This window comes from Promicromonospora sp. NPDC023987 (assembly GCF_040639055.1).
Lineage (GTDB): Bacteria > Actinomycetota > Actinomycetes > Actinomycetales > Cellulomonadaceae > Promicromonospora.
In genome coordinates, this window is record NZ_JBEZZF010000012.1 from 57,081 (window position 1) to 75,640 (window position 18,560).

An 18,560-nucleotide genomic window follows, 5' to 3' on the forward strand; every position below is an offset into this window, starting at 1 on the left:
CGTCGGAGCGACCGTCAGAGGTAGTTGCCCGCCACCGGGGCGGGACGCCACCGGCCCGACGTCGCCACGTCGGTGACCCGGTCGGTCGTCAGCCCGTCCGGCCCGTGCTCCAGGATCGAGCGGCGGGCGACCTCGCGCAGGTCCGCACCCGTCGCGCCGTCCAGGTAGGAGGCCACCTGGGCGACGTCGACGGCGGCGTCCGGCGGCAGGAACAGCCGCAGGATCTCCGTGCGCCCCGCCTGGTCGGGCGGCGGCACCTCGATGATGGTGTCGAAGCGGCCGGGCCGCTTGACGGCCGGGTCGAGGGACTCGGGGTCGTTCGTGGTGGCGACGGTCAGCACGTCGTCCGAGCTGCGGGTGCCGTCGAGGGCGTCGAGGAACTCGGCGAACGAGGTCTCGCCGCGTGAGCCCTTCGACGCCACCGAGTCGATCTCCTCGAGCACGACGAGGCAGGGGCCGAGGCCGCGGATCTCCTCGTACAGCTCGGTCATCCAGGTGCGCAGCACCTCCGCCGTGACGAGCACGACCGTGAGCGGTCCCGCGAGCTCCGTGGCGATCACCCGGGTGAGCTTGGTCTTGCCGACCCCGGGCTTGCCGGCGAGCAGCAGGCCGCGCGACGTCGTGTGCCCCAGCGCGCGCAGGGCGTCGCGGCGCGTGGTCACGCTGGAGCAGAACAGGTCGACCTCGTGCCACAGCTCGGCGGGCAGCACGACGTCGCCGCGCACCTGCACGGTGTGCTTGACCGGCGTCAGCTCCACGGAGCCGCTCGGCGCCCGCGCCGACAGGACCCCGCCGCGGTACGGGTGGTCGGTCTCCAGCGTGCGGGTCAGGTCCGCGAGGACCTGCTCGGCGAGCGCGAGGCCGCCCGGCGGGGTGAAGGCGGTGATCGTGGGCGTCCCGTACCGGTAGGCCACCTCGACGGCCACCGGCGTCTCGTACGCCGTCCCGGCGGGGAAGAGGACCGTGGCCACGGCGGGCACGCTCACGGAGGTGCCGTTGCCGAGATCGAGCGCGGCGCGCTGCGGCGCTCCGCCCGGGCCGAACACGGCGACGTCGTCCGGGTGCCGCTCGACCCAGCGCTGGAGCGCGTAGGCGTGCAGCCGCTGCAGGGTGCGCGACATGTCGCGCGAGACGTTGACGAGCGCGCTCTCGTCGACGTCCCACTTGCGGGCGAGCCACTCGCTCGACGAGCGGGGGTCCTTGGGGCGCTCCGGGATGGGACGGCCGAGCATGGCGGCCACAGCGGCCACCGCACGGCGGGCGGCCTCGTCGTTGTCGCCGAAGTCGGGCCAGACGGGCTCGGGCAGGTCGCCCGACAGATCGCGGGCCAGGTCGTCGGCCAGGTCGTCGGCCAGACCGGTGGAGAGAGTCGTGGACAGGTTGTCGGCGAGATCGGCAGGGGAGGCGGCGCCGTCGTCGGGCAGAGTGAGGCTCCTCTCGGGATGGGGATGTGACATGCGTCAGTTATATCTGGGGTCACCGACGTTGCCGCAAGCCATTCCGCGCCCTGATCCCCGCGTGGAGTCGCTGTCAGTCGTCCCGCGTAGACTTCTCGCCATGACCGAACCACTCTCGAACCCGCAGGACGAGCCCAGTACGCAGGGCGGTACGAGCGTCCTCGAGCGCGAGGAGACCCGGGAGGAGACCGAACCGGGGGACCACGAACGCTTTGCGCACTATGTGCGCAAGGAGAAGATCATGAAGTCCGCCATGAGCGGCAAGCCCGTGATCGCGCTCTGCGGCAAGGTCTGGGTCCCGGGCCGGGACCCGAAGAAGTTCCCGGTGTGTCCCCGGTGCAAGGAGATCTACGACGGTCTCCGCGAACCTGAAGACGGCGGCGAGGGCGACTCCGCGAAGTGACGAGCCAGCCGCAGCAGCTGCCCCACACACCGTCGTCTGCGGCCGCTTCGTCGCTCAGCCCTGCCTTTCCACGCCGCGCCCCCTGGGGCACGGCGTCGAGCCTGCGCGCCTGGCAGGCGGAGGCCCTGGAGCTCTACCGCGAGAAGAACCCGCGGGACTTCCTGGCCGTCGCCACCCCGGGGGCGGGCAAGACGACGTTCGCGCTCCGCATCGCCACCGAGCTCCTCGAGCAGGGCATCGTCCGGCGGGTCACGGTCGTAGCCCCCACCGAGCACCTGAAGACCCAGTGGGCCGACGCCGCCGCACGCGTCGGCATCCGTATCGACCCGCACTTCAAGAACTCGCAGGGTCGGCACGGCACCCACTACGACGGTGTCGCGCTCACCTACGCGCAGGTGGCCGCCAAGCCTGCACTGCACCGCGCCCGCACGGAGGCCGCGCCCACGCTCGTGATCCTGGACGAGGTGCACCACGGCGGTGACGCGCTGAGCTGGGGCGACGCCGTCCGCGAGGCCTTCGAGGTCGCGGACCGCCGCCTGGCGCTCACCGGCACCCCGTTCCGCAGCGACACGTCGGCGATCCCGTTCGTGGAGTACGAGGCCGACCGCGAGGGCATCCGCCGCTCGAAGGCCGACTACACCTACGGCTACGGCGAGGCGCTGCGCGACCACGTGGTCCGCCCGGTCCTGTTCATGTCCTACGCCGGCGACATGCGCTGGCGGACCAAGATGGGCGACGAGGTCAGCGCGCGCCTCGGCGAGGCCATGACCAAGGACATGACCGGGCAGGCGTGGCGTACCGCGCTGGACCCGGAGGGGCAGTGGATCCCGTCGGTGCTCTCGGCCGCGGACAAGCGCCTCGCCGAGGTGCGCCGCACCGTCCCGGACGCGGGCGGCCTGGTCATCGCGACCGACCAGGACAACGCGCGCGCCTACACCAAGCACCTGCACGAGATCACGGGCAAGCGGCCCACCGTCGTCCTGTCCGACGACGAGGGTGCGTCCGGGCGCATCGAGGAGTTCGCGCAGAGCGAGGACCGCTGGATGGTGGCCGTGCGCATGGTGTCGGAGGGGGTCGACGTGCCGCGCCTCGCCGTCGGCGTGTACGCCACGAGCGCCTCCACGCCGCTGTACTTCGCACAGGCGATCGGCCGGTTCGTGCGGGCCCGCAAGCGGGGCGAGACGGCGTCGATCTTCCTGCCCAGCGTCGCGCCCCTGCTGAACCTGGCGAACTCGATGGAGCAGGAGCGGGACCACGCGCTCGACCGGCCCCGCACCGCGGAGGAGCAGGGCATCGAGTACGACCCGGAGGCCGCGCTCATCGCGGAGGCCAACCGGGAGGAGAAGGCGTCGAGCGAGCTGACCCAGGGCTCGTTCCAGGCGCTGGACGCCCAGGCCTCGTTCGACCGGGTCCTGTTCGACGGCGGCGAGTTCGGCACGAGCGCCGACCTCGGCTCCGCGGAGGAACAGGACTTCCTCGGGCTGCCCGGCCTGCTGGAGCCCGACCAGGTGGCGACTCTCCTCAGGCAGCGCCAGGCGGACCACCTCAAGGCGCGCGGGGGAGCGCCCACGTCCCGCGAGATGGAGAACGAACGCTCGGAGCAGGAGCACCGCCGCGCGGCCGAGCTGCGCAAGGAGCTGTCCAAGCTCGTGTCGGCGTGGGCCAAGCGCAGCGGCCAGCCGCACGGCATGGTCCACACCGAGCTGCGCCGCACGTGCGGCGGGCCCGAGGTGCCCCTCGCGACCGCCGACCAGCTCGCGGCACGCGTGGCCCAGGTCCGGCGCTGGTTCGTCGGGCAGAAATAGCCGGGACCCGGACGTATCAGGAGAGCACGACGATCCGCATGCTGAGACAAGAGGCCGCCATGACCCTGTTCACGCCACCCAGGTGGCCGCACTGGCCTACCGTGAGTGCATGACCGACGAGCTTCGGGGCATCGGCGCCTCGCTCACAGACTCGTGGCCTGCGTTCGACAACGGTGTCGACGAGCCGCAGCCCCTCCCCGCAGCGCCCCTGCCGTCGGTGCGCCCGTCGGTCGCGCTCCTGACCGACCGCTATGAGCTGACCATGCTCCAGGCGGCGCTCGCGGACGGTACGGCGCACCGGCACTGCGTGTTCGAGGTGTTCACCCGGCGCCTGCCACCGGGCCGCCGCTACGGCGTCCTCGCGGGTACCGGCCGCGTCCTGGAAGCGCTGCCACACTTCGTGTTCGAGGACGCAGAGCTGGCCTATCTCGAGCAGAACGGCATCGTGGACCGCCGGACTCTCGACTACCTCGCAAACTATCGGTTCTCGGGCACCATCCAGGGCTACGTCGAGGGCGAGGTGTTCTTCCCCGGCTCGCCCGTGCTGCAGGTCGAGGGCACGTTCGCCGAGGCGGTCCTGCTGGAGACCCTGATCCTGTCGATCCTGAACTACGACTCGGCGGTGGCCTCGGCGGCGTCGCGCATGACGAGCGCGGCGGGTGGGCGGCCCGTGCTGGAGATGGGCTCTCGGAGGGCGAGCGAGCAGGCCGCCGTCGCGGCGGCCCGGGCCTCCGTGATCGGTGGCTTCGCCGGCACGTCCAACCTCGAGGCGGGAATGCGGTACGGGCTGGACACCATCGGCACCGCTGCGCACTCCTTCACGCTCCTGCACGACACCGAGCGCGACGCCTTCGCCTCGCAGGTCGCCTCGCTGGGCTCCGGCACGACCCTGCTGGTCGACACGTACGACGTGAAGCAGGGCGTGGCGACCGCCGTCGAGGTGGCGGGGACCGGGCTGGGCGCCGTGCGGCTCGACTCGGGCGATCTCGGCGGTCTGGCGCAGGAGGTGCGCAAGCAGCTCGACGAGCTCGGTGCCCGGGACACGAAGATCGTGGTCACGTCCGACCTCGACGAGTACGCGATCGCGTCCCTGGCCGCCGCGCCGGTGGACGTCTACGGCGTCGGGACGTCGGTGGTGACCGGGTCGGGCGCGCCGACCTGCGGCATGGTCTACAAGCTGGTGGCGCGAGCCGACTCGTCGGGCGTGCTGCAGCCGGTGGCGAAGGCGTCGGCCAACAAGGCGTCAAGGGGCGGGCGCAAGGCCGCCGCACGCCGCTACGGCCGCGACGGGCACGCCGTCGAGGAGATCATGGTGACGGGTCCGGACGCGGCCGTGGCGGAGTGGACGCCGCAGAGCGACGACCTGCGCCCGCTGCTCGCCCCGATGGTCGTCGACGGCGCCGTCGACTCGCGCTGGGTGGGCCCCTACGGGGTGGCGAACGCGGCGATCAACCATGGCATGGTGCGCGCCGAGCTACCGCGTGGCGCACGCCGGCTGTCCGACGGCGACCCGGCGATCCCGACGGTGGACCTCCGCCTGGACGACCTCCTCGATTGACGCAGGTCACAGCCCGGCGACAACTTCGCGAAAATTGCGTACAGGGGTGTCCAGGGGAGGGACGAAACCGCCTAGAGTGAGACCTGTGACTTCTTCCCCACCGCCGCTGCTCAAGCCCATGGGGTCAGCCGGGACGGCCGTCGAGGAGGACACCGAGGTGGACATCGCCTCGGGGGTCGCCGACCCGTGGGTGACGATCGTCTGGAACGACCCGGTGAACCTGATGTCATACGTGTCGTACGTCTTCGAGAGCTACTTCGGGTACCCGCGCGTCAAGGCGGAACGGCTCATGACCCAGGTGCACAAGAACGGTCGCGCGGTCGTGTCCAGCGGCGGACGCGAACGCATGGAGGTGGACGTGCAGGCGATGCACGGGTTCGGTCTGTGGGCGACGCTGCAGCAGTCGGGCGCGCGAGGAGCCGCATGACGCCGTTCCGCGCCATGCGGCGGGGCTATGAGGCCAGGTTCGAGCCGGTGGAACGGGTCGTCCTGGCCCGGGTGGCGCGCGACGTCGCGGAGATGCTGCGCGACGAGGCCGGCCTCGACCTCTTCCCTGACGGGGGCGAGCTCGGGTTCTCGACGCACGCCGCTCCCGGCAAGGGGCAGGCGTGGGCCAACGGCCTGCTCGCGCCGGACGAGCTGACCGACGCCGATCTGGCGCGGCTCACGGGCGTCACCGGTGTGGGACGCATTCCGACGGACCCCGCGGCGCGGCGGCTCCTGCCGGACGCGAGCAAGGACGACGCGGAGATGGCCGACGAGTTCCGCCGGCTCACGCAGAACGACGTCGCACAGGCGAAGGTGGACCGGCTCGAGGCGTTCGCCACGCTGCTCGACCTGCCGACGGGCGAGGACGCCCCCTCGCCGCTGGGCCGGCACGGCGCTCCGCCGCCGGTGCGGGTCCCACGCGAGGACGCCGAGCAGTTCGCCGGGGCGCTCACCGACGTGCGGCTCGTGATTGCCGAGCGGCTCGGTCTGAAGTCGGACGACCAGGTCATGCAGCTCACCGACGAGATCATGTGGGACCGGCAGGCCGGCCGCGAGATCCCCGTGGCGACCGACGGGCGCGCCGCCCGGCGCTTCTGGTCCGGGGTGTTCGTCGCGGCGGGGTACGCGCAGGAGACCCTGATGGACGTGATGCTCGGGGAGCTGCGGGGACGGCGTCCGCCAGGGCCTGCCGCTGGGGCCGAGTGACTTCGGTCGAAGCGCTGACCTGCCCGAACGTGTCGTGCGTCACGCGTGGCACGGCTCACGAGCAAGGGTGACAGTACGTTGTCATCGTTAGGCTTCACCCCGTGAACGACGCGCCCATCGGGATCTTCGACTCCGGCCTCGGCGGCCTCACGGTCGCGCGGGCCATCCTGGACCAGCTGCCCAACGAGCAGGTCCGGTATCTCGGCGACACCGTGAACAGCCCGTACGGACCCAAGCCGATCGCCGCGGTGCGCGCCATGGCGCTGGACGCCATGGACCGGCTCGTGGCCGATGGCGTGAAGATGCTGGTCATCGCGTGCAACACGGCGTCGTCGGCGATGATGCGCGACGCCCGCGAGCGGTACACGCTGCGCCACGGCATCCCCGTCGTCGAGGTCATCCTGCCGGCGGCCCGCGCCGCGGTGACCGCCACGCGCTCGGGCCGGATCGGCGTCATCGGCACGCGCACCACCGTGCAGTCGCGCGCGTACGACGACGCCTTCCACGTCACCCCCGGCCTGACGATCACGAGCCAGGCCTGCCCGGAGTTCGTGCGCTTCGTCGAGGAGGGCAGGACCTCGGGCGAGGAGGTGCAGAAGTTCGCGCACGAGTACCTCGACCCGGTGAAGGCGGCCGGCGTCGACACGCTCGTGCTGGGCTGCACGCACTACCCGCTGCTCGCCGGCGCGATCTCCTACGTCATGGGCGAGGAGGTCACGCTGGTGTCCAGCGCCGACGAGACCGCGAAGGACGTGTACCGCACCCTGGTGGCCCACGACCTGGAGCGCGCGCCCGACGCGGGCAAGCCGGTGCACCGGTTCCTGACCACCGGCGACCCGGCGCCCTTCGGGCAGCTCGCCAGCCGGTTCCTCGGCCCCGAGGTCTCGCTCGTGGAGGCCGTCTGATGCGCCTGATCCCGATCGGTGTCTCCGGCTCGTTCCCGGGGCCCGCGACGCCCGCGTCGTCGTACGTGGTGCGGGTGCCGGCCGCGGAAGCGGCGGCAGCGGGCCACGAGGCACGCGACTGGAACGTCCTGCTCGACCTCGGCAACGGCGCGTTCGGCGCCCTGCAGCGGTACATGGACCCCATGGAGCTCGACGCCGTGTCGATCTCGCACCTGCACCCCGACCACTGCGCCGACCTCTCGGGGCTGTACGTGTACCTGCGGTACCACCCCGAGCGCGGCTCGCTGCGGACGGGTCCCCGGGACGCGCCGCTGCCCGTCTTCGGCCCGTCGACGGCGGAGCGGCACGTCGCGCTGTCCTACGGGCTGAGCGAGGGGGAGTCCATGGACGACGACTTCGCCTTCCGGTCGTGGGCGGAGCATCCGGCGGTCCAGGTGGGGCCCCTCACGATCGAGCCGCACCGGGTGTTCCATCCCGTCGAGACGTACGGAGTGCGGGTGACGGGACCGTCGGTGTCCGGCGGTACGACGACCCTTGCGTACACCGGCGACACCGACGCGTGCCCGTCTGTGGTGGAGCTGGCGCGCGACGTGGACCTGCTGCTCAGCGAGGCCGCCTTTCTCGAGGGCCGCGACGACGGCGTCGAGCCCGGCATCCACCTCACCGGCCGCCGCGCGGGTCAGGTCGCGACCGACGCGGGTGCCCGCCGTCTGCTGCTCACGCACCTGCCCGTCTGGAACGACCCCGCGGACTCCCTGGCGGAGGCGCGCGGCTCGTTCGCGGGCCCGGTCGACGTCGCGGAGCCGGGCACGATCTACGAGCTCTGACGTGTCGGGTAGCTAGGGTGGGCGCATGACCTCCAGCACCAACACGATCGTCCGCGCCGACGGGCGCGCCACCGACCAGCTCCGCCCCGTGAAGATCACCCGGGGATGGCTCGACGAGGCCGAGGGGTCGGTCCTCGTGGAGTTCGGGCGCACTCGCGTGCTGTGCGTCGCGTCGTTCACCGAGGGCGTGCCGCGCTGGCGCAAGGGATCCGGCGAGGGCTGGGTCACCGCCGAGTACGCGATGCTGCCGCGCGCTACCAACGAGCGCAGCCCGCGCGAGTCCGTCAAGGGCAAGATCGGTGGCCGCACGCATGAGATCTCGCGGCTCATCGGTCGTTCGCTGCGCGCCGTCGTCGACATGAGCGCGCTCGGTGAGAACTCCATCGTGCTGGACTGCGACGTGCTCCAGGCCGACGGCGGCACGCGCACCGCCGCGATCACCGGCGCCTACGTGGCCCTCGTCGACGCGATCGCGTGGGGCCGCCGGCACGGGCACATCAAGGGCGGCAAGCAGGTGCTCGCCGACTCCGTGGCCGCCGTGTCCGTCGGCATCATCGACGGCACGCCGATGCTCGACCTGCCCTATGTCGAGGACGTGCGCGCCGATACCGACATGAACGTGGTGGTCACCGGAGCAGGCAAGTTCATCGAGGTGCAGGGCACCGCAGAGCACGCGCCGTTCGACCGCGCCGAGCTCGACTCGCTGCTCGACCTCGCCGTCGGAGGCACGGCCGAGCTCGCCAAGGTCCAGCAGGAAGCCCTCGCGCGGGAGATCGGGTGACCGCCCGGATCGTCCTCGCGACGCACAACGCCAAGAAGGTCGGCGAGCTGCGGGCGATCCTTGCCGCGGCCGGTCTGGAGCTGCCCGACGGCGGCCTGGTCACCTCGGGCGATCTGGGCGCCCCCGAGCCGGTCGAGGACGGCGTGACGTTCGCCGAGAACGCGCTCATCAAGGCGCGCGCGGTCTGCGCGGCGACCGGGCTGCCTGCCGTCGCCGACGACTCCGGGCTGGCCGTCGACGTGCTGGGCGGCGCCCCCGGGATCTTCTCGGCCCGCTGGGCCGGCAAGCACGGTGACGACGTCGCCAACCTCGAGCTGCTGCTCGGACAGCTCGGGGACGTGCGCCCCGAGCACCGCCAGGCCGGTTTCGTGTGCGCCGCCGCGCTGGTCACGCCCGACGGGCGCGAGGAGGTGCGGCTCGGCGAGATGCGGGGCGTGCTGGAGACCGCGCCGCGGGGGGCCAACGGGTTCGGCTACGACCCGATCCTGGTCCCGGACGAGACTGCGCCGGGCGAGACTGTCCCGGGCGCGGAAGGAGCCGGGGGCGGTGCGACGGCCGACGGCGGCCGCCGTCGGACCGCCGCGGAGCTCGGCCCCGAGGAGAAGAACGCGATCTCGCACCGGGGCAAGGCGTTCCGGGCGCTGGCGCCGCTGATCCTCGAGGTGCTGGGCTCAGACTGACCGGACCTCGCTGAGTTCGGTCCGATGGGATGAGATCGGTCAGTCAACCGACCGATCTCATCCCATGCGACCGATCTCACTCAGCTCCGCCTGGTGCCAGGGCGTGGCGGCGGCCTAGCGCTGCCACCACGCCGCGCCAGCCGAGCATCGTCAGGGCCAGGAACAGTGCTGTCACCAGGGCGAACGTCCACGCCAGGCCCTGGCCCGACACGCCGCGCAGCAGCAGCCCGCCGAGCACGGTCACGAGCCAGATGACCACACCCGTCGGCCAGACCCGGGCCGGATCGCGCCAGGCCCGGGTCAGGACCCAGCCGATCGCGGCGGCCAGCGCGAACGGCCAGACCACGCGGCCGAGGGCGGTCAGCAACGACTCGTCGTGCGACGCGATGCCGGTGACCGCGAAGACCAGGACACAGGCGGCGTCGGCCACGACAGCGGGCCAGACCAGAACTCGGGTAGTACTCACCACCGCATCCTAGGCACCGCGCGGCAGGGCCGGGAGCAGCTCCAGGTAGTCCGCGAACGCCGTCCGTACGTCGTCCGGTGCCAGCCCGTACCGCTCAAGGGAGTACTGGTGCGGTGCCCGCTGCCTCGGCGCCTCGCGGGCGGCCGTCAGGTTCGCCTCGTCCTCGGCCCCCCACCGCGCGCCGAGCCGCCCGAACAGCTCCGGCAGCACCGTGCCCGGGTCGCCGGTGAGGCGTTCGTACGGCAGGTCGAGCACGACGTCGGCGCCCAGCTCGGCGCGCTGGGCCAGGGCCCGGGAAACCCCGTCGGACATGATCTCCAGCCACGTGCGGCCGGTCTCGGCCAGGTCGACGGCGTCCGGGTGCCGGTGCAGGCGCTCCGCGGCCTCGGCCAGCGAGCACAGTGACGCGAGCGCGACCTCCGGCGCCCGGTGGGTCCACACGAAGCGGGCGTCGGGGAACACATCGCGGATCGCGGACATGTGGAAGAGGTTCGCCGGGTGCTTCAGCACCCACCGACGGGCCGGGCGCTCGTACGAGAGCACCTGGAGCGCGTCCCGCAGGAACCGGTAGTCCGGCCGGTGGTCGAAGGTCCGCAGGCGTTCGACGTAGCCGGGCACGGGCACGGCGGAGGCGTGCAGCTCCGAGTGGGCCCTGATGAAGGTGTCCTCCTCCTCTGCCTCCGCGTAGAGCGGGTGGATCGTGTCCCACGTGGGACTGAGCCGCGACACCATGGCGTACTTCTTCCGGGTGCGCCGGATCAGCGCGGCCTCGGTGCCGCTGTCGACGGCCAGGCCCAGGTGGGTCATCTCCCAGAGCTTGGGCCCACGGTGGGCAGGCGACCGGGACAGGAGGTTGTAGGTGAGGGTGGTGCCCGTACGGGGCATGCCGACCACGAACACCGGCGCCTCCACCGGCTGGTCGGCGATCTCGGGATGGCGGGCGTGCAGGTCGCCCACCACCGCGCGGTTCCGGACGCGGGACTCCACCAGCGCCTGCCCCGCCATCCAGCCGAGCGGGCTCAGGCCGGGAAAGCCGGCGAAGGCGCGGAGGACCAGCCGGAGGTGGTCGAGGTCGGCCGCGTACTCGGCGCTCAGCGGTGTGCGGCCCCGGGTGGCGCGCGCGACCAGGCGGTCGAACACGGCGTCCGGGTCCTTGCGCGTGCGGGTGCCGGGGGTGAGGAACAGGTTGGTCAGGCGAAGGGCAGGCGTGGTCTGGGACACGTCTTCTCCAAGGTCGGGCGCGCGCCGGCAGGCAGGACGACTGCCTCATATCGTCCCGTACAGGATGTTTCGGGTAAAGGAAAACCAGGCTCGCGCCGAGTCCGCGCGGTCAGACGCCCAGCCGACGGCGCAGCTCGCTGGCCTGACGGCGGGACACCTCGACCCGGCTGCGCTGTCGGTCGTTCATGACCACCACGAGGGCACCCTTGAAGTCAGGGACCAGCTCGCGCACGTGGTTCAGGTTCACCAGGTACGACCGGTGGGACCGGAAGAAGTGCCCGTGCAGCCGCCGCTCCAGCTCGTTCAGGGAGAACGTGACCAGCAGGCGCTCGTCGGCCAGCTTGAGGTACGAGTAGCCGCGCGCGGCGCTCGCGTACACGATCGCCGACTGGTCCACGAGCACCGTGCGGCCGTCACGCTGCACGGGGACGCGGGCGAGGGGCTCCGGCTCGCCGCCGCGCCGTCCCGCCGAACCACCGTTCGACGAACCACCGTTCGGCGAGCCGGCCGGCCCCGCACCGGACGGGCCGCTCGACCCGGCCAGAGCCTCCTGCGCGTCGTCGGTGCCGGCATGCTCGAGCGCGCGCGCCACGGCACGGCACAGGCGGTCGGCGTCGAACGGCTTGACCAGGTAGTCCGCCGCGGCGAGGTCGAACGCCTCGACGGCGTGGTCCGGGTAGGCGGTGGTGAAGATGACCTGGGGCGGATGCGGCAGGTCGCGCAGCGCGGAGGCGACCTCGAGACCGCTGCCGCCAGGCATGCGGATGTCCAGCAGCACGAGGTCGTAGGGAAGGGACCGCAGGAGCAGGAGTGCTTCCTCACCGTTCGCGGCCTCACCGACCACCTGGACCTGCCCGAGCTCCTCCAGCAGATAGCGCAGCTCGGTACGGGCCGGGGCCTCATCGTCGACGATCAGGGCGCGGGGGCGCATGGCGTCAGCGTAGCGGGACCCGCACCTCCACCACCGTTCCCGCGCCCGCCGTCGACTGGATGTCCAGGGTGAACCGCTCGCCGAACAGCGCCGTGAGCCGCTCGGAGATGTTCTGCAGGCCCACGCCGCCGCGGGCGCCCTCCTCGCCCCGGGCGCCCGTCCCGGCCCGCGTCGCGCCGGCCCCGGCCCCGAGCCCGTCGAGCACGTCAGCGGTCATGCCGACGCCGTCGTCGGTCACCCGGATCGACGTCGTGCGGGTCAGGGGGTCCACCCGGGCCCTGAGCGTGACCGTGCCGCCCTCGACCTTGTCCGCCAGGCCGTGCTTCACGGCGTTCTCGACCAGCGGCTGGATGGTCAGCACCGGCACGTGCGCCGTGAGGACCTGCGGGTCGATGTCGTACCGCACGCGCAAGCGGTCCCCGAACCTGGCCTGCTCCAGCGACAGGTACGTGCGCACGAAGAAGTACTCCTGCGCGAACTCCGCGAGCTGGCCCTCCTGCCGCACGGCGTACCGGAAGAAGTCCGACAGGCGCAGGAGCAGCTGGCGCGCCTCGTCCGGATCCGTCCGTGACTTCGACGCGATCGTGTTCAGGATGTTGAACAGGAAGTGCGGGTTGATCTGGGCCCGCAGGGCGTCGAGCCGGGCGTCCGACGCCAGCTTGCGCTCGCGGTCCGCCTCGGCCAGCTCCAGGTGCAGCGACAGGATGCTCGCCATGTCCTCGACCTGGTCCCGTGGCGTGGGCCGGTCGTGCGTGCGGAACACGCCGATGGTGCCCACCACGCGAGCGCCCACGACGAGCGGGACGACGACGCCGCTGCGCAGCGGGCAGTCCGGGTCGTCGCACCCCATGCTCGATGCCCGGCGGGACACCACGGTGCGTCCCTTGGCGATGGCGCTCCGCACGGAGGTGGCGCGCACCAGGCCGCCCGCCTGGTGGTGGTCGGAGCCCGGCCCGACGAACGCCAGGTTCCGCTCCCGGTCGGTGATCACCACGGCGTCGCCACCCAGCAGTGGGCGCAGCAGCTCGGCCGTGCGGCGCGCGGCGTCGGCGGTCAGGCCGGAGCGGAGCGGCATGCGGCGCCCGCCCGCCACGATCCGACGTCGCGACCGCTCGACGCCGCGGCCCTCGCCGCCACGCTCGTCCGGCCCGGGCCCCGGCCCCGGCCGCGGGTCGGACCCACCCCGGGGCTGGGACCAGCGCCGCAGGGTCCGGGCCGCGCGCGGCCCGCGCAGCGCGGAGGGGTAGCCGAGCACGAGCAGCACGGATGCCACGGTCCCTGCCGCCACGGTGGTGCCCACGCCGAGCGGCGGCGACACGAACACCTGGGTCACCAGGTACACCACCGCCCAGGTGACGCCGATCGTGCCGGCCAAGATCGCGCTACCGGTCCGCATCACGGTCTCCTTGTCGTCGGGTCCCGCGACCGCGCCGGCGTCGCGTCGGCTCGGCGCTCGCGATGGTGAGCCGTGCCAGGCGCTCGGCATGCCGGTCCGCCGCGGTGCCGTGCAGCACCAGCCACTGCCGTTCGACGTCGGCCGGCGGGGTCGTCGCACGCGAGACGAGCCACGTGACCAGCGCGGCCAACGGCGCCGCCACGAGCGTCGGCGTCACCAGCGTCTCGCCGAGACCCGGCCCGACCGGCAGGGCACCCACCACGAACATGCTCACGGACACCAGGCCGCCGACGGACATGCCGGCGATCGCCCCGGCGGCTGTCGTTCCCCGCCACCAGATGGCCAGCACGAACACCGGGGTCAGTGCCGACCCGGCGATGGCGAACGCCCAGGTCACCATCGCCGCGACGATGGACGGGACGGCGGGGCTGGGGTCGTCGGGCTGCATGGCGATGGCGAGCGCGCCGGCCGCGAGCGCGGCGACCACGGTGCTCGCGCGGCCGGCCCACACCGCCTGGCTCTGGGTGGCACGCGGGTTGATGTGCCGCTCGTAGACGTCGTGCCCCCAGGACGCGGCGGCCGCGAGCAGGAGCCCCGCGATCGTGGACATCACGGCGACCAGGGCACCGGCCGCGACGACGGCGAGACCGGAGTCGCCGCCGTAGATGCGGCCCAGCACGGGCAGGGCGTGCTCCGGTACGCGCAGGACGCCGTCGACGGTGAGCTCCTCGAGCCAGGGGTGGTGCTCGACGGCCGCGGCGATCTGCTGCCGGGCGGCCGTGCCGAGCATGACGGCGAGGGCGTAGAACAGGCCGGCCAGGCCGAGCACCCACACCGTCGTCATCCGCGCGGCGGTGCCGGTGGGGCTGGTGAAGTAGCGGTTCATCACGTGCGGCAGGCCCGCCGTGCCCATGACGAGCGTGAGGATGAGGGCGAACTGCGCCAGCGGTCCGTACGCGGCGCCGGGCTGGCCGAAGGTCGCCGGTGCGCCCGGGTCGAGCTGGTTGCTCTCGGGCTGCAGGTGCCATCCCGCGTCGCCGTGCACGGGATTGGCCAGCGGTTCCGCGGACAGGTCCGCGACGGCCTCGGAGTAGTGGAACCCCGACCCGGCGACCGCGACAGCCAGCCAGACGAGGGCGCCGAGCAGCAGGAGGAACTGGATGGCCTGGGTCCACGTGGTGCCGCGCATGCCGCCGAACGCGACGAGCCCCGCCACTACCGCCGTCGAGAGCACCACGCCCGTCGCGTACGCGGAGAGGCCGGGCAGCCCGTGTCCCACCAGGAGCTGCCACGTGATGCCGCTACCTACTGCCTGCGGCACCAGGTAGACGAGGATGACCGTCTGGACGACGCCGACGGCGACCAGCCGCACACGCTCCGAGGCCAGGCGCCGCCCCAGGAAGTCGGGGATGGAGAACTCGCCGAACCGGCGCAGCGGTGCGGCGACGAACAGCAGCACCGGCACGAACCCGGCGGCGAACCCGACGGCGTACCAGACGCCGTCGAGACCCGAGACGTAGACCGCCGCGGCGACGCCGAGGAACGACGCGGCGGAGAAGTAGTCCCCGCAGATGGCCAGGGCGTTCGTGGCGACGCCGACCCGCTGCCCGGCGAGATAGAAGTCCACCGTGGAGACGCCGCGTGGTCGCACGACCAGCGTGACCAGGGCCACGGCGGCGATGAGGATCGCCAGCGTGCCGGCGCTCGTGATGGTCACTGGAGCTCGCCGTCGCTCGGGTAGGGGTCCCCCGCGTAGTCGGTGCCCTGGTCGTTGCGGCCACCGAGCATGCGGGCCTCGACCGCCGACGAGAGCGTGGCCGCCGCGAGCCCGATCACCAGGAAGAACCCGTACAGCCCGAACGCCGCCATGGCGAAGCCGGGGCTCATCCCGCCGGCCAGGCGCCCGCCCGACCACCAGCCGAGCGTGAGCGACAGGGCGGGAACCCCCATCACGGCGGCGAGGAACAGCACGAAGTGGGCGATCGCGACGCGCCGCAGCGTGCGGAACGCCGCATCGACCTCGGCCGGGGTGTCGTGCTCGTCGACGCCGTCGTCGTCGTGCTCCATGGGACGATCCATGGAACGAGGCTATGCGTCGGACGCGTGGCGCATCCGCCAGGCGGTGCGCACGAGGATCACGACGCCACCGGCGATCATGACCAGCCCCATGCCGGGCCACACCTTGCCCCAGGAGTCGGTGCTTGCGCTGACCTCGACCATCTGCACGATCTGCCACACGACGGCGAGCACGGCTGGTGCCGCGACGACCAGGCAGTGGCCGATCGCCACCCGCCGGAACGGCAGCACAGCGCCCGCGAACGCGAGGGGCGCCGCTGCCATCGTCGCCCAGCCGAGGTAGCTCGCGTGACCAGGGATGTGCCCCAGCGGCGTGCTGATCCAGGGCAGTACCGACCCGATCATGACGCACAGCCCTCCGATCACCATCGCCAGGCTGCCGGGATGGAACGCGCGGCGGCGCACGGCGGTACCGGAAGTGCTCGACGTCGAGGACATAGGGCGATCGTAGGGCTGCCCGGGTCATCTCGGGACCCCTGGCAGGGAGCACCCTGCCGAACGGCCGGTCGGGGTCCGCGAACGGTCAAGAACGCTCCCCGAGCGGTCGGGTGAAGTTGTCCGGCACCGTTCGCCGCCCGGAGCGACCGCTCGCGGGGTCACGGCCACCGTCCGGCGGGTCGGGCCTTGCGCCGCCGGGGGTGCCTGCCCTTGGCTCAGGCTCAGGGGCAGTTGTGATCCGCACCACAGTGCGTCCCGGCACGGGCACGCCGCAGATGCCGCGGGGCCGCACCACGACACGCAAAGGAGCGTCGAGACATGGCCGACACGAACGAGATACCTCCCGGTGGTGCGCCGCCGTCGGGCGGTGGGGGCGCCGCGCTGCCGGAGAACGGCTGGCGCAAGGAGTACTGGAAGAAGAACCTCCGCCTGATGGTGGTACTGCTCGTCGTCTGGTTCGTGGTCTCGTTCGGCGCGGGGATCCTGTTCGTCGACCAGCTCAACGAGATCGTGATCGGCGGCTTCCCACTGGGGTTCTGGTTCGCCCAGCAGGGCTCGATCTACACGTTCATCCTGCTGATCCTCATCTACGCCCTGCGCATGGACAAGCTTGACGACCAGTACGGCGTCAGCGAGCGCAACGACGACGGGAGCCGGTCATGAGTGACATCCAGACCTGGGCGCTCATCTTCGTCGCGGCGTCGTTCGCCCTGTACATCGGCATCGCCTGGCGCAGCCGGGTGAAGGAGACCAAGGGCTTCTTCGTCGCCGAGCAGAACATCCCCGCCGTCGCGAACGGCGCTGCCGTCGCGGCGGACTGGATGTCCGCGGCGTCGTTCATCTCGATGGCCGGCCTCATCGCCTTCCTCGGGTCGGACGGGTCCGTCTACCTCATGGGCTGGACGGGTGGCTTCGTGCTGCTCGCCCTGCTGCTCGCGCCGTACCTGCGCAAGTGGGGCAAGTTCACCGTCCCGGAGTTCGTCGGTGACCGGTTCTCCGAGACGGTGCGGTCGGTGGCCGCCGTCGTCGCCATCATCGTGTCGTTCACCTACGTGGTGGGGCAGATGGCGGGTGGCGGCATCGTGTTCTCCCGGTTCCTCGGGGTGGAGCAGGCGGCCGGCGTGGCGATCGCGGCCGCGGTCATCTTCGCCTATGCGGTGTTCGGCGGAATGAAGGGCATCACCTGGACCCAGGTGGCCCAGTACACGGTGATGATCGTCGCGTACCTGATCCCGGCCTGGGCCGTCGCGCACACGATGACCGGCTTCCCGGTGCCGCAGATCTCGTTCGGCGAGATCCTCGCCGAGCTGAACCGGATCGGCGCGGAGTTCGGGCTGCCGGTCTACACCGAGGCGTTCACCGCCCGGCCGCAGCTCGACGTCTTCCTGGTGACCCTGTCGCTCATGATCGGCACCGCCGGCCTGCCGCACGTGATCATCCGGTTCTACACGACCAAGACGGTTCGCGGCGCGCGCTACTCGGCCCTGTGGGCCCTCGTCTTCATCGGTCTGCTCTACACGACGGCCCCGGCCGTTGGGGCGTTCACCAAGCTCAACCTGCTCTCGGGCGTGCAGGGCGCCGCCGTCGACGCCTTGCCGTCCTGGGTGCAGAACTGGATGGCGACCGGACTGGTCACGGTGGGCGACGGCGTCGACACGATCGGTACGGTCAGCAACGACCCGACCTCCGGTGCCGACCTGATCATCAACAACGACATCCTGGTGCTCGCCAGCCCGGAGATCGCGGGCCTGCCCGCACCGATCGTCGGGCTCGTCGCGGCGGGTGGCCTCGCGGCCGCCATGTCGACCGCTGCCGGGCTGCTGCTGGTCATCTCGTCGTCGGCGTCCCACGACCTGTACTTCCGGTACGTGGACCACCACGCGTCGGAGGCCCGTCGTCTTCTCGTCAGCCGGATCGCGATGGGGATCGCCGTGCTGGTCGCCATCTACTTCGGCATCAACCCGCCGGCGTTCGTGGCCCAGGTGGTCGCCTTCGCCTTCGGGCTCGCCGCGTCGACCTTCTTCCCGATCCTCCTGCTCGGGATCTTCTGGAAGAGGACGAACGCGGCGGGAGCCGTCTCCGGCATGCTCGCGGGTCTCGTCTTCACCTCGACCTACATGATCTACACGCTCGAGGTGTTCGGCACGCAGGCCAACGACCACATCCTGGGTGTGAGCCCCGAGGGCATCGGCGCCATCGGCGCGGTCGTGAACCTGGTGGTCACGGTCATCGTGTCGCTGGCGACCAAGCCTCCGTCGCACGAGATCCAGGAGATGGTCGAGAACATCAGGTACCCCGCCGCCACCCGTCGGACGGAGACCGCTGCCTGATCACCTCGCCGTGGGTACGCGGTACATCCGCCCCTGGATATCCCCCCGCCGCGTACCCACGGCGTCCTCCGGTGCCCGACGCCGTCCGGCGT

The 18,560-nt window shown here is 72.1% G+C and carries 19 protein-coding genes; 11 read left to right on the forward strand and 8 right to left on the reverse strand.

Annotation, left to right across the window (positions count from 1 at the left end; genetic code table 11):
• Window positions 1-14: 14 nt before the first annotated feature.
• Window positions 15-1,457, reverse strand: a complete 1,443-nt coding sequence (locus tag AB0F40_RS08290) for an ATP-binding protein (protein ID WP_357465644.1) — start codon at window positions 1,455-1,457, stop codon at window positions 15-17.
• A gap of 100 nt (window positions 1,458-1,557) precedes the next feature.
• Between AB0F40_RS08290 and AB0F40_RS08295 the strand changes: the two genes are divergently transcribed.
• The 9 genes from AB0F40_RS08295 (at window position 1,558) to AB0F40_RS08335 (ending at window position 9,610) form a co-directional block, all read left to right on the forward strand.
• Window positions 1,558-1,860 (forward strand): DUF3039 domain-containing protein, encoded by a 303-nt coding sequence (locus tag AB0F40_RS08295; protein WP_357465645.1) that lies wholly within the window; start codon window positions 1,558-1,560, stop codon window positions 1,858-1,860.
• On the forward strand, window positions 1,857-3,665 hold the full coding sequence (locus AB0F40_RS08300; protein ID WP_357465646.1) for a DEAD/DEAH box helicase: 1,809 nt from the start codon (window positions 1,857-1,859) through the stop codon (window positions 3,663-3,665). The genes AB0F40_RS08295 and AB0F40_RS08300 overlap by 4 nt, the downstream gene beginning before the upstream one ends.
• Before the next feature lie 109 nt (window positions 3,666-3,774).
• The gene (locus tag AB0F40_RS08305) at window positions 3,775-5,223 is read left to right on the forward strand and encodes a nicotinate phosphoribosyltransferase (RefSeq protein WP_357465647.1); all 1,449 of its coding nucleotides are present in this window, start codon (window positions 3,775-3,777) and stop codon (window positions 5,221-5,223) included.
• A 118-nt stretch (window positions 5,224-5,341) separates the two neighbouring features.
• The gene (gene clpS / locus AB0F40_RS08310; protein ID WP_357465700.1) at window positions 5,342-5,650 is read left to right on the forward strand and encodes an ATP-dependent Clp protease adapter ClpS; all 309 of its coding nucleotides are present in this window, start codon (window positions 5,342-5,344) and stop codon (window positions 5,648-5,650) included.
• Window positions 5,647-6,417, forward strand: a complete 771-nt coding sequence (locus AB0F40_RS08315) for a DUF2017 family protein (protein WP_357465648.1) — start codon at window positions 5,647-5,649, stop codon at window positions 6,415-6,417. Before clpS ends, AB0F40_RS08315 begins: the two co-directional genes overlap by 4 nt.
• 101 nt (window positions 6,418-6,518) lie before the next feature.
• Entirely contained in the window at window positions 6,519-7,322 is an 804-nt protein-coding gene (gene murI / locus AB0F40_RS08320) for a glutamate racemase (RefSeq protein ID WP_357465649.1), read from the forward strand.
• A complete protein-coding gene (locus tag AB0F40_RS08325) occupies window positions 7,322-8,149 on the forward strand; it encodes an MBL fold metallo-hydrolase (protein ID WP_357465650.1) in 828 nt (275 codons plus the stop codon). Before murI ends, AB0F40_RS08325 begins: the two co-directional genes overlap by 1 nt.
• Before the next feature lie 25 nt (window positions 8,150-8,174).
• Window positions 8,175-8,930 carry a ribonuclease PH gene (gene rph, locus AB0F40_RS08330; protein ID WP_357465651.1) on the forward strand — a complete coding sequence of 252 codons (756 nt, stop codon included), beginning with the start codon at window positions 8,175-8,177 and terminating at the stop codon, window positions 8,928-8,930.
• Entirely contained in the window at window positions 8,927-9,610 is a 684-nt protein-coding gene (locus AB0F40_RS08335; protein ID WP_357465652.1) for a non-canonical purine NTP pyrophosphatase, read from the forward strand. Before rph ends, AB0F40_RS08335 begins: the two co-directional genes overlap by 4 nt.
• A 76-nt stretch (window positions 9,611-9,686) precedes the next feature.
• Here the strand turns inward: AB0F40_RS08335 and AB0F40_RS08340 are convergent, their stop codons facing one another.
• The 7 genes from AB0F40_RS08340 to AB0F40_RS08370 all read right to left on the reverse strand — a co-directional run bounded on the left by AB0F40_RS08340 (window position 9,687) and on the right by AB0F40_RS08370 (window position 16,138).
• A complete protein-coding gene (locus AB0F40_RS08340) occupies window positions 9,687-10,076 on the reverse strand; it encodes a DUF3054 domain-containing protein (RefSeq protein ID WP_357465653.1) in 390 nt (129 codons plus the stop codon).
• Between the two features lie 9 nt (window positions 10,077-10,085).
• Window positions 10,086-11,297, reverse strand: coding sequence for a sulfotransferase (locus tag AB0F40_RS08345; RefSeq protein ID WP_357465654.1), 1,212 nt, complete (start codon window positions 11,295-11,297; stop codon window positions 10,086-10,088).
• 109 nt (window positions 11,298-11,406) lie between these two features.
• Window positions 11,407-12,228, reverse strand: coding sequence for a LytTR family DNA-binding domain-containing protein (locus AB0F40_RS08350; protein ID WP_357465655.1), 822 nt, complete (start codon window positions 12,226-12,228; stop codon window positions 11,407-11,409).
• Between the two features lie 4 nt (window positions 12,229-12,232).
• Window positions 12,233-13,624 (reverse strand): histidine kinase, encoded by a 1,392-nt coding sequence (locus tag AB0F40_RS08355; RefSeq protein WP_357465656.1) that lies wholly within the window; start codon window positions 13,622-13,624, stop codon window positions 12,233-12,235.
• Window positions 13,611-15,341, reverse strand: a complete 1,731-nt coding sequence (locus AB0F40_RS08360) for a cation acetate symporter (protein WP_357465657.1) — start codon at window positions 15,339-15,341, stop codon at window positions 13,611-13,613. The genes AB0F40_RS08355 and AB0F40_RS08360 overlap by 14 nt, the downstream gene beginning before the upstream one ends.
• Window positions 15,338-15,703, reverse strand: coding sequence for a hypothetical protein (locus tag AB0F40_RS08365; RefSeq protein ID WP_357465658.1), 366 nt, complete (start codon window positions 15,701-15,703; stop codon window positions 15,338-15,340). The genes AB0F40_RS08360 and AB0F40_RS08365 overlap by 4 nt, the downstream gene beginning before the upstream one ends.
• A 9-nt stretch (window positions 15,704-15,712) precedes the next feature.
• A complete protein-coding gene (locus AB0F40_RS08370) occupies window positions 15,713-16,138 on the reverse strand; it encodes a hypothetical protein (protein WP_357465659.1) in 426 nt (141 codons plus the stop codon).
• 318 nt (window positions 16,139-16,456) lie between these two features.
• On the opposite strand from AB0F40_RS08370, the gene AB0F40_RS08375 reads away from it, so the two are divergent.
• Both AB0F40_RS08375 and AB0F40_RS08380 read left to right on the forward strand, forming a co-directional pair.
• Window positions 16,457-16,801: a DUF4212 domain-containing protein gene (locus AB0F40_RS08375; RefSeq protein WP_357465660.1), complete on the forward strand. Its 345-nt coding sequence runs from the start codon at window positions 16,457-16,459 to the stop codon at window positions 16,799-16,801.
• Window positions 16,798-18,468 carry a sodium:solute symporter family protein gene (locus AB0F40_RS08380; protein WP_357465661.1) on the forward strand — a complete coding sequence of 557 codons (1,671 nt, stop codon included), beginning with the start codon at window positions 16,798-16,800 and terminating at the stop codon, window positions 18,466-18,468. The genes AB0F40_RS08375 and AB0F40_RS08380 overlap by 4 nt, the downstream gene beginning before the upstream one ends.
• Window positions 18,469-18,560: the final 92 nt, after the last annotated feature.

What these genes read in the sequence shown, in the direction of transcription:
- AB0F40_RS08290 (WP_357465644.1), bottom strand. Translation starts at nt 1,457, where the DNA reads ATGTCACATCCCCATCCCGAGAGGAGCCTCACTCTGCCCGACGACGGC.
- AB0F40_RS08295 (WP_357465645.1), top strand. Translation starts at nt 1,558, where the DNA reads ATGACCGAACCACTCTCGAACCCGCAGGACGAGCCCAGTACGCAGGGC.
- AB0F40_RS08305 (WP_357465647.1), top strand. Translation starts at nt 3,775, where the DNA reads ATGACCGACGAGCTTCGGGGCATCGGCGCCTCGCTCACAGACTCGTGG.
- clpS (WP_357465700.1), top strand. Translation starts at nt 5,342, where the DNA reads ATGGGGTCAGCCGGGACGGCCGTCGAGGAGGACACCGAGGTGGACATC.
- AB0F40_RS08315 (WP_357465648.1), top strand. Translation starts at nt 5,647, where the DNA reads ATGACGCCGTTCCGCGCCATGCGGCGGGGCTATGAGGCCAGGTTCGAG.
- AB0F40_RS08325 (WP_357465650.1), top strand. Translation starts at nt 7,322, where the DNA reads ATGCGCCTGATCCCGATCGGTGTCTCCGGCTCGTTCCCGGGGCCCGCG.
- rph (WP_357465651.1), top strand. Translation starts at nt 8,175, where the DNA reads ATGACCTCCAGCACCAACACGATCGTCCGCGCCGACGGGCGCGCCACC.
- AB0F40_RS08350 (WP_357465655.1), bottom strand. Translation starts at nt 12,228, where the DNA reads ATGCGCCCCCGCGCCCTGATCGTCGACGATGAGGCCCCGGCCCGTACC.
- AB0F40_RS08355 (WP_357465656.1), bottom strand. Translation starts at nt 13,624, where the DNA reads ATGCGGACCGGTAGCGCGATCTTGGCCGGCACGATCGGCGTCACCTGG.
- AB0F40_RS08365 (WP_357465658.1), bottom strand. Translation starts at nt 15,703, where the DNA reads ATGGATCGTCCCATGGAGCACGACGACGACGGCGTCGACGAGCACGAC.
- AB0F40_RS08370 (WP_357465659.1), bottom strand. Translation starts at nt 16,138, where the DNA reads ATGTCCTCGACGTCGAGCACTTCCGGTACCGCCGTGCGCCGCCGCGCG.
- AB0F40_RS08375 (WP_357465660.1), top strand. Translation starts at nt 16,457, where the DNA reads ATGGCCGACACGAACGAGATACCTCCCGGTGGTGCGCCGCCGTCGGGC.
- AB0F40_RS08380 (WP_357465661.1), top strand. Translation starts at nt 16,798, where the DNA reads ATGAGTGACATCCAGACCTGGGCGCTCATCTTCGTCGCGGCGTCGTTC.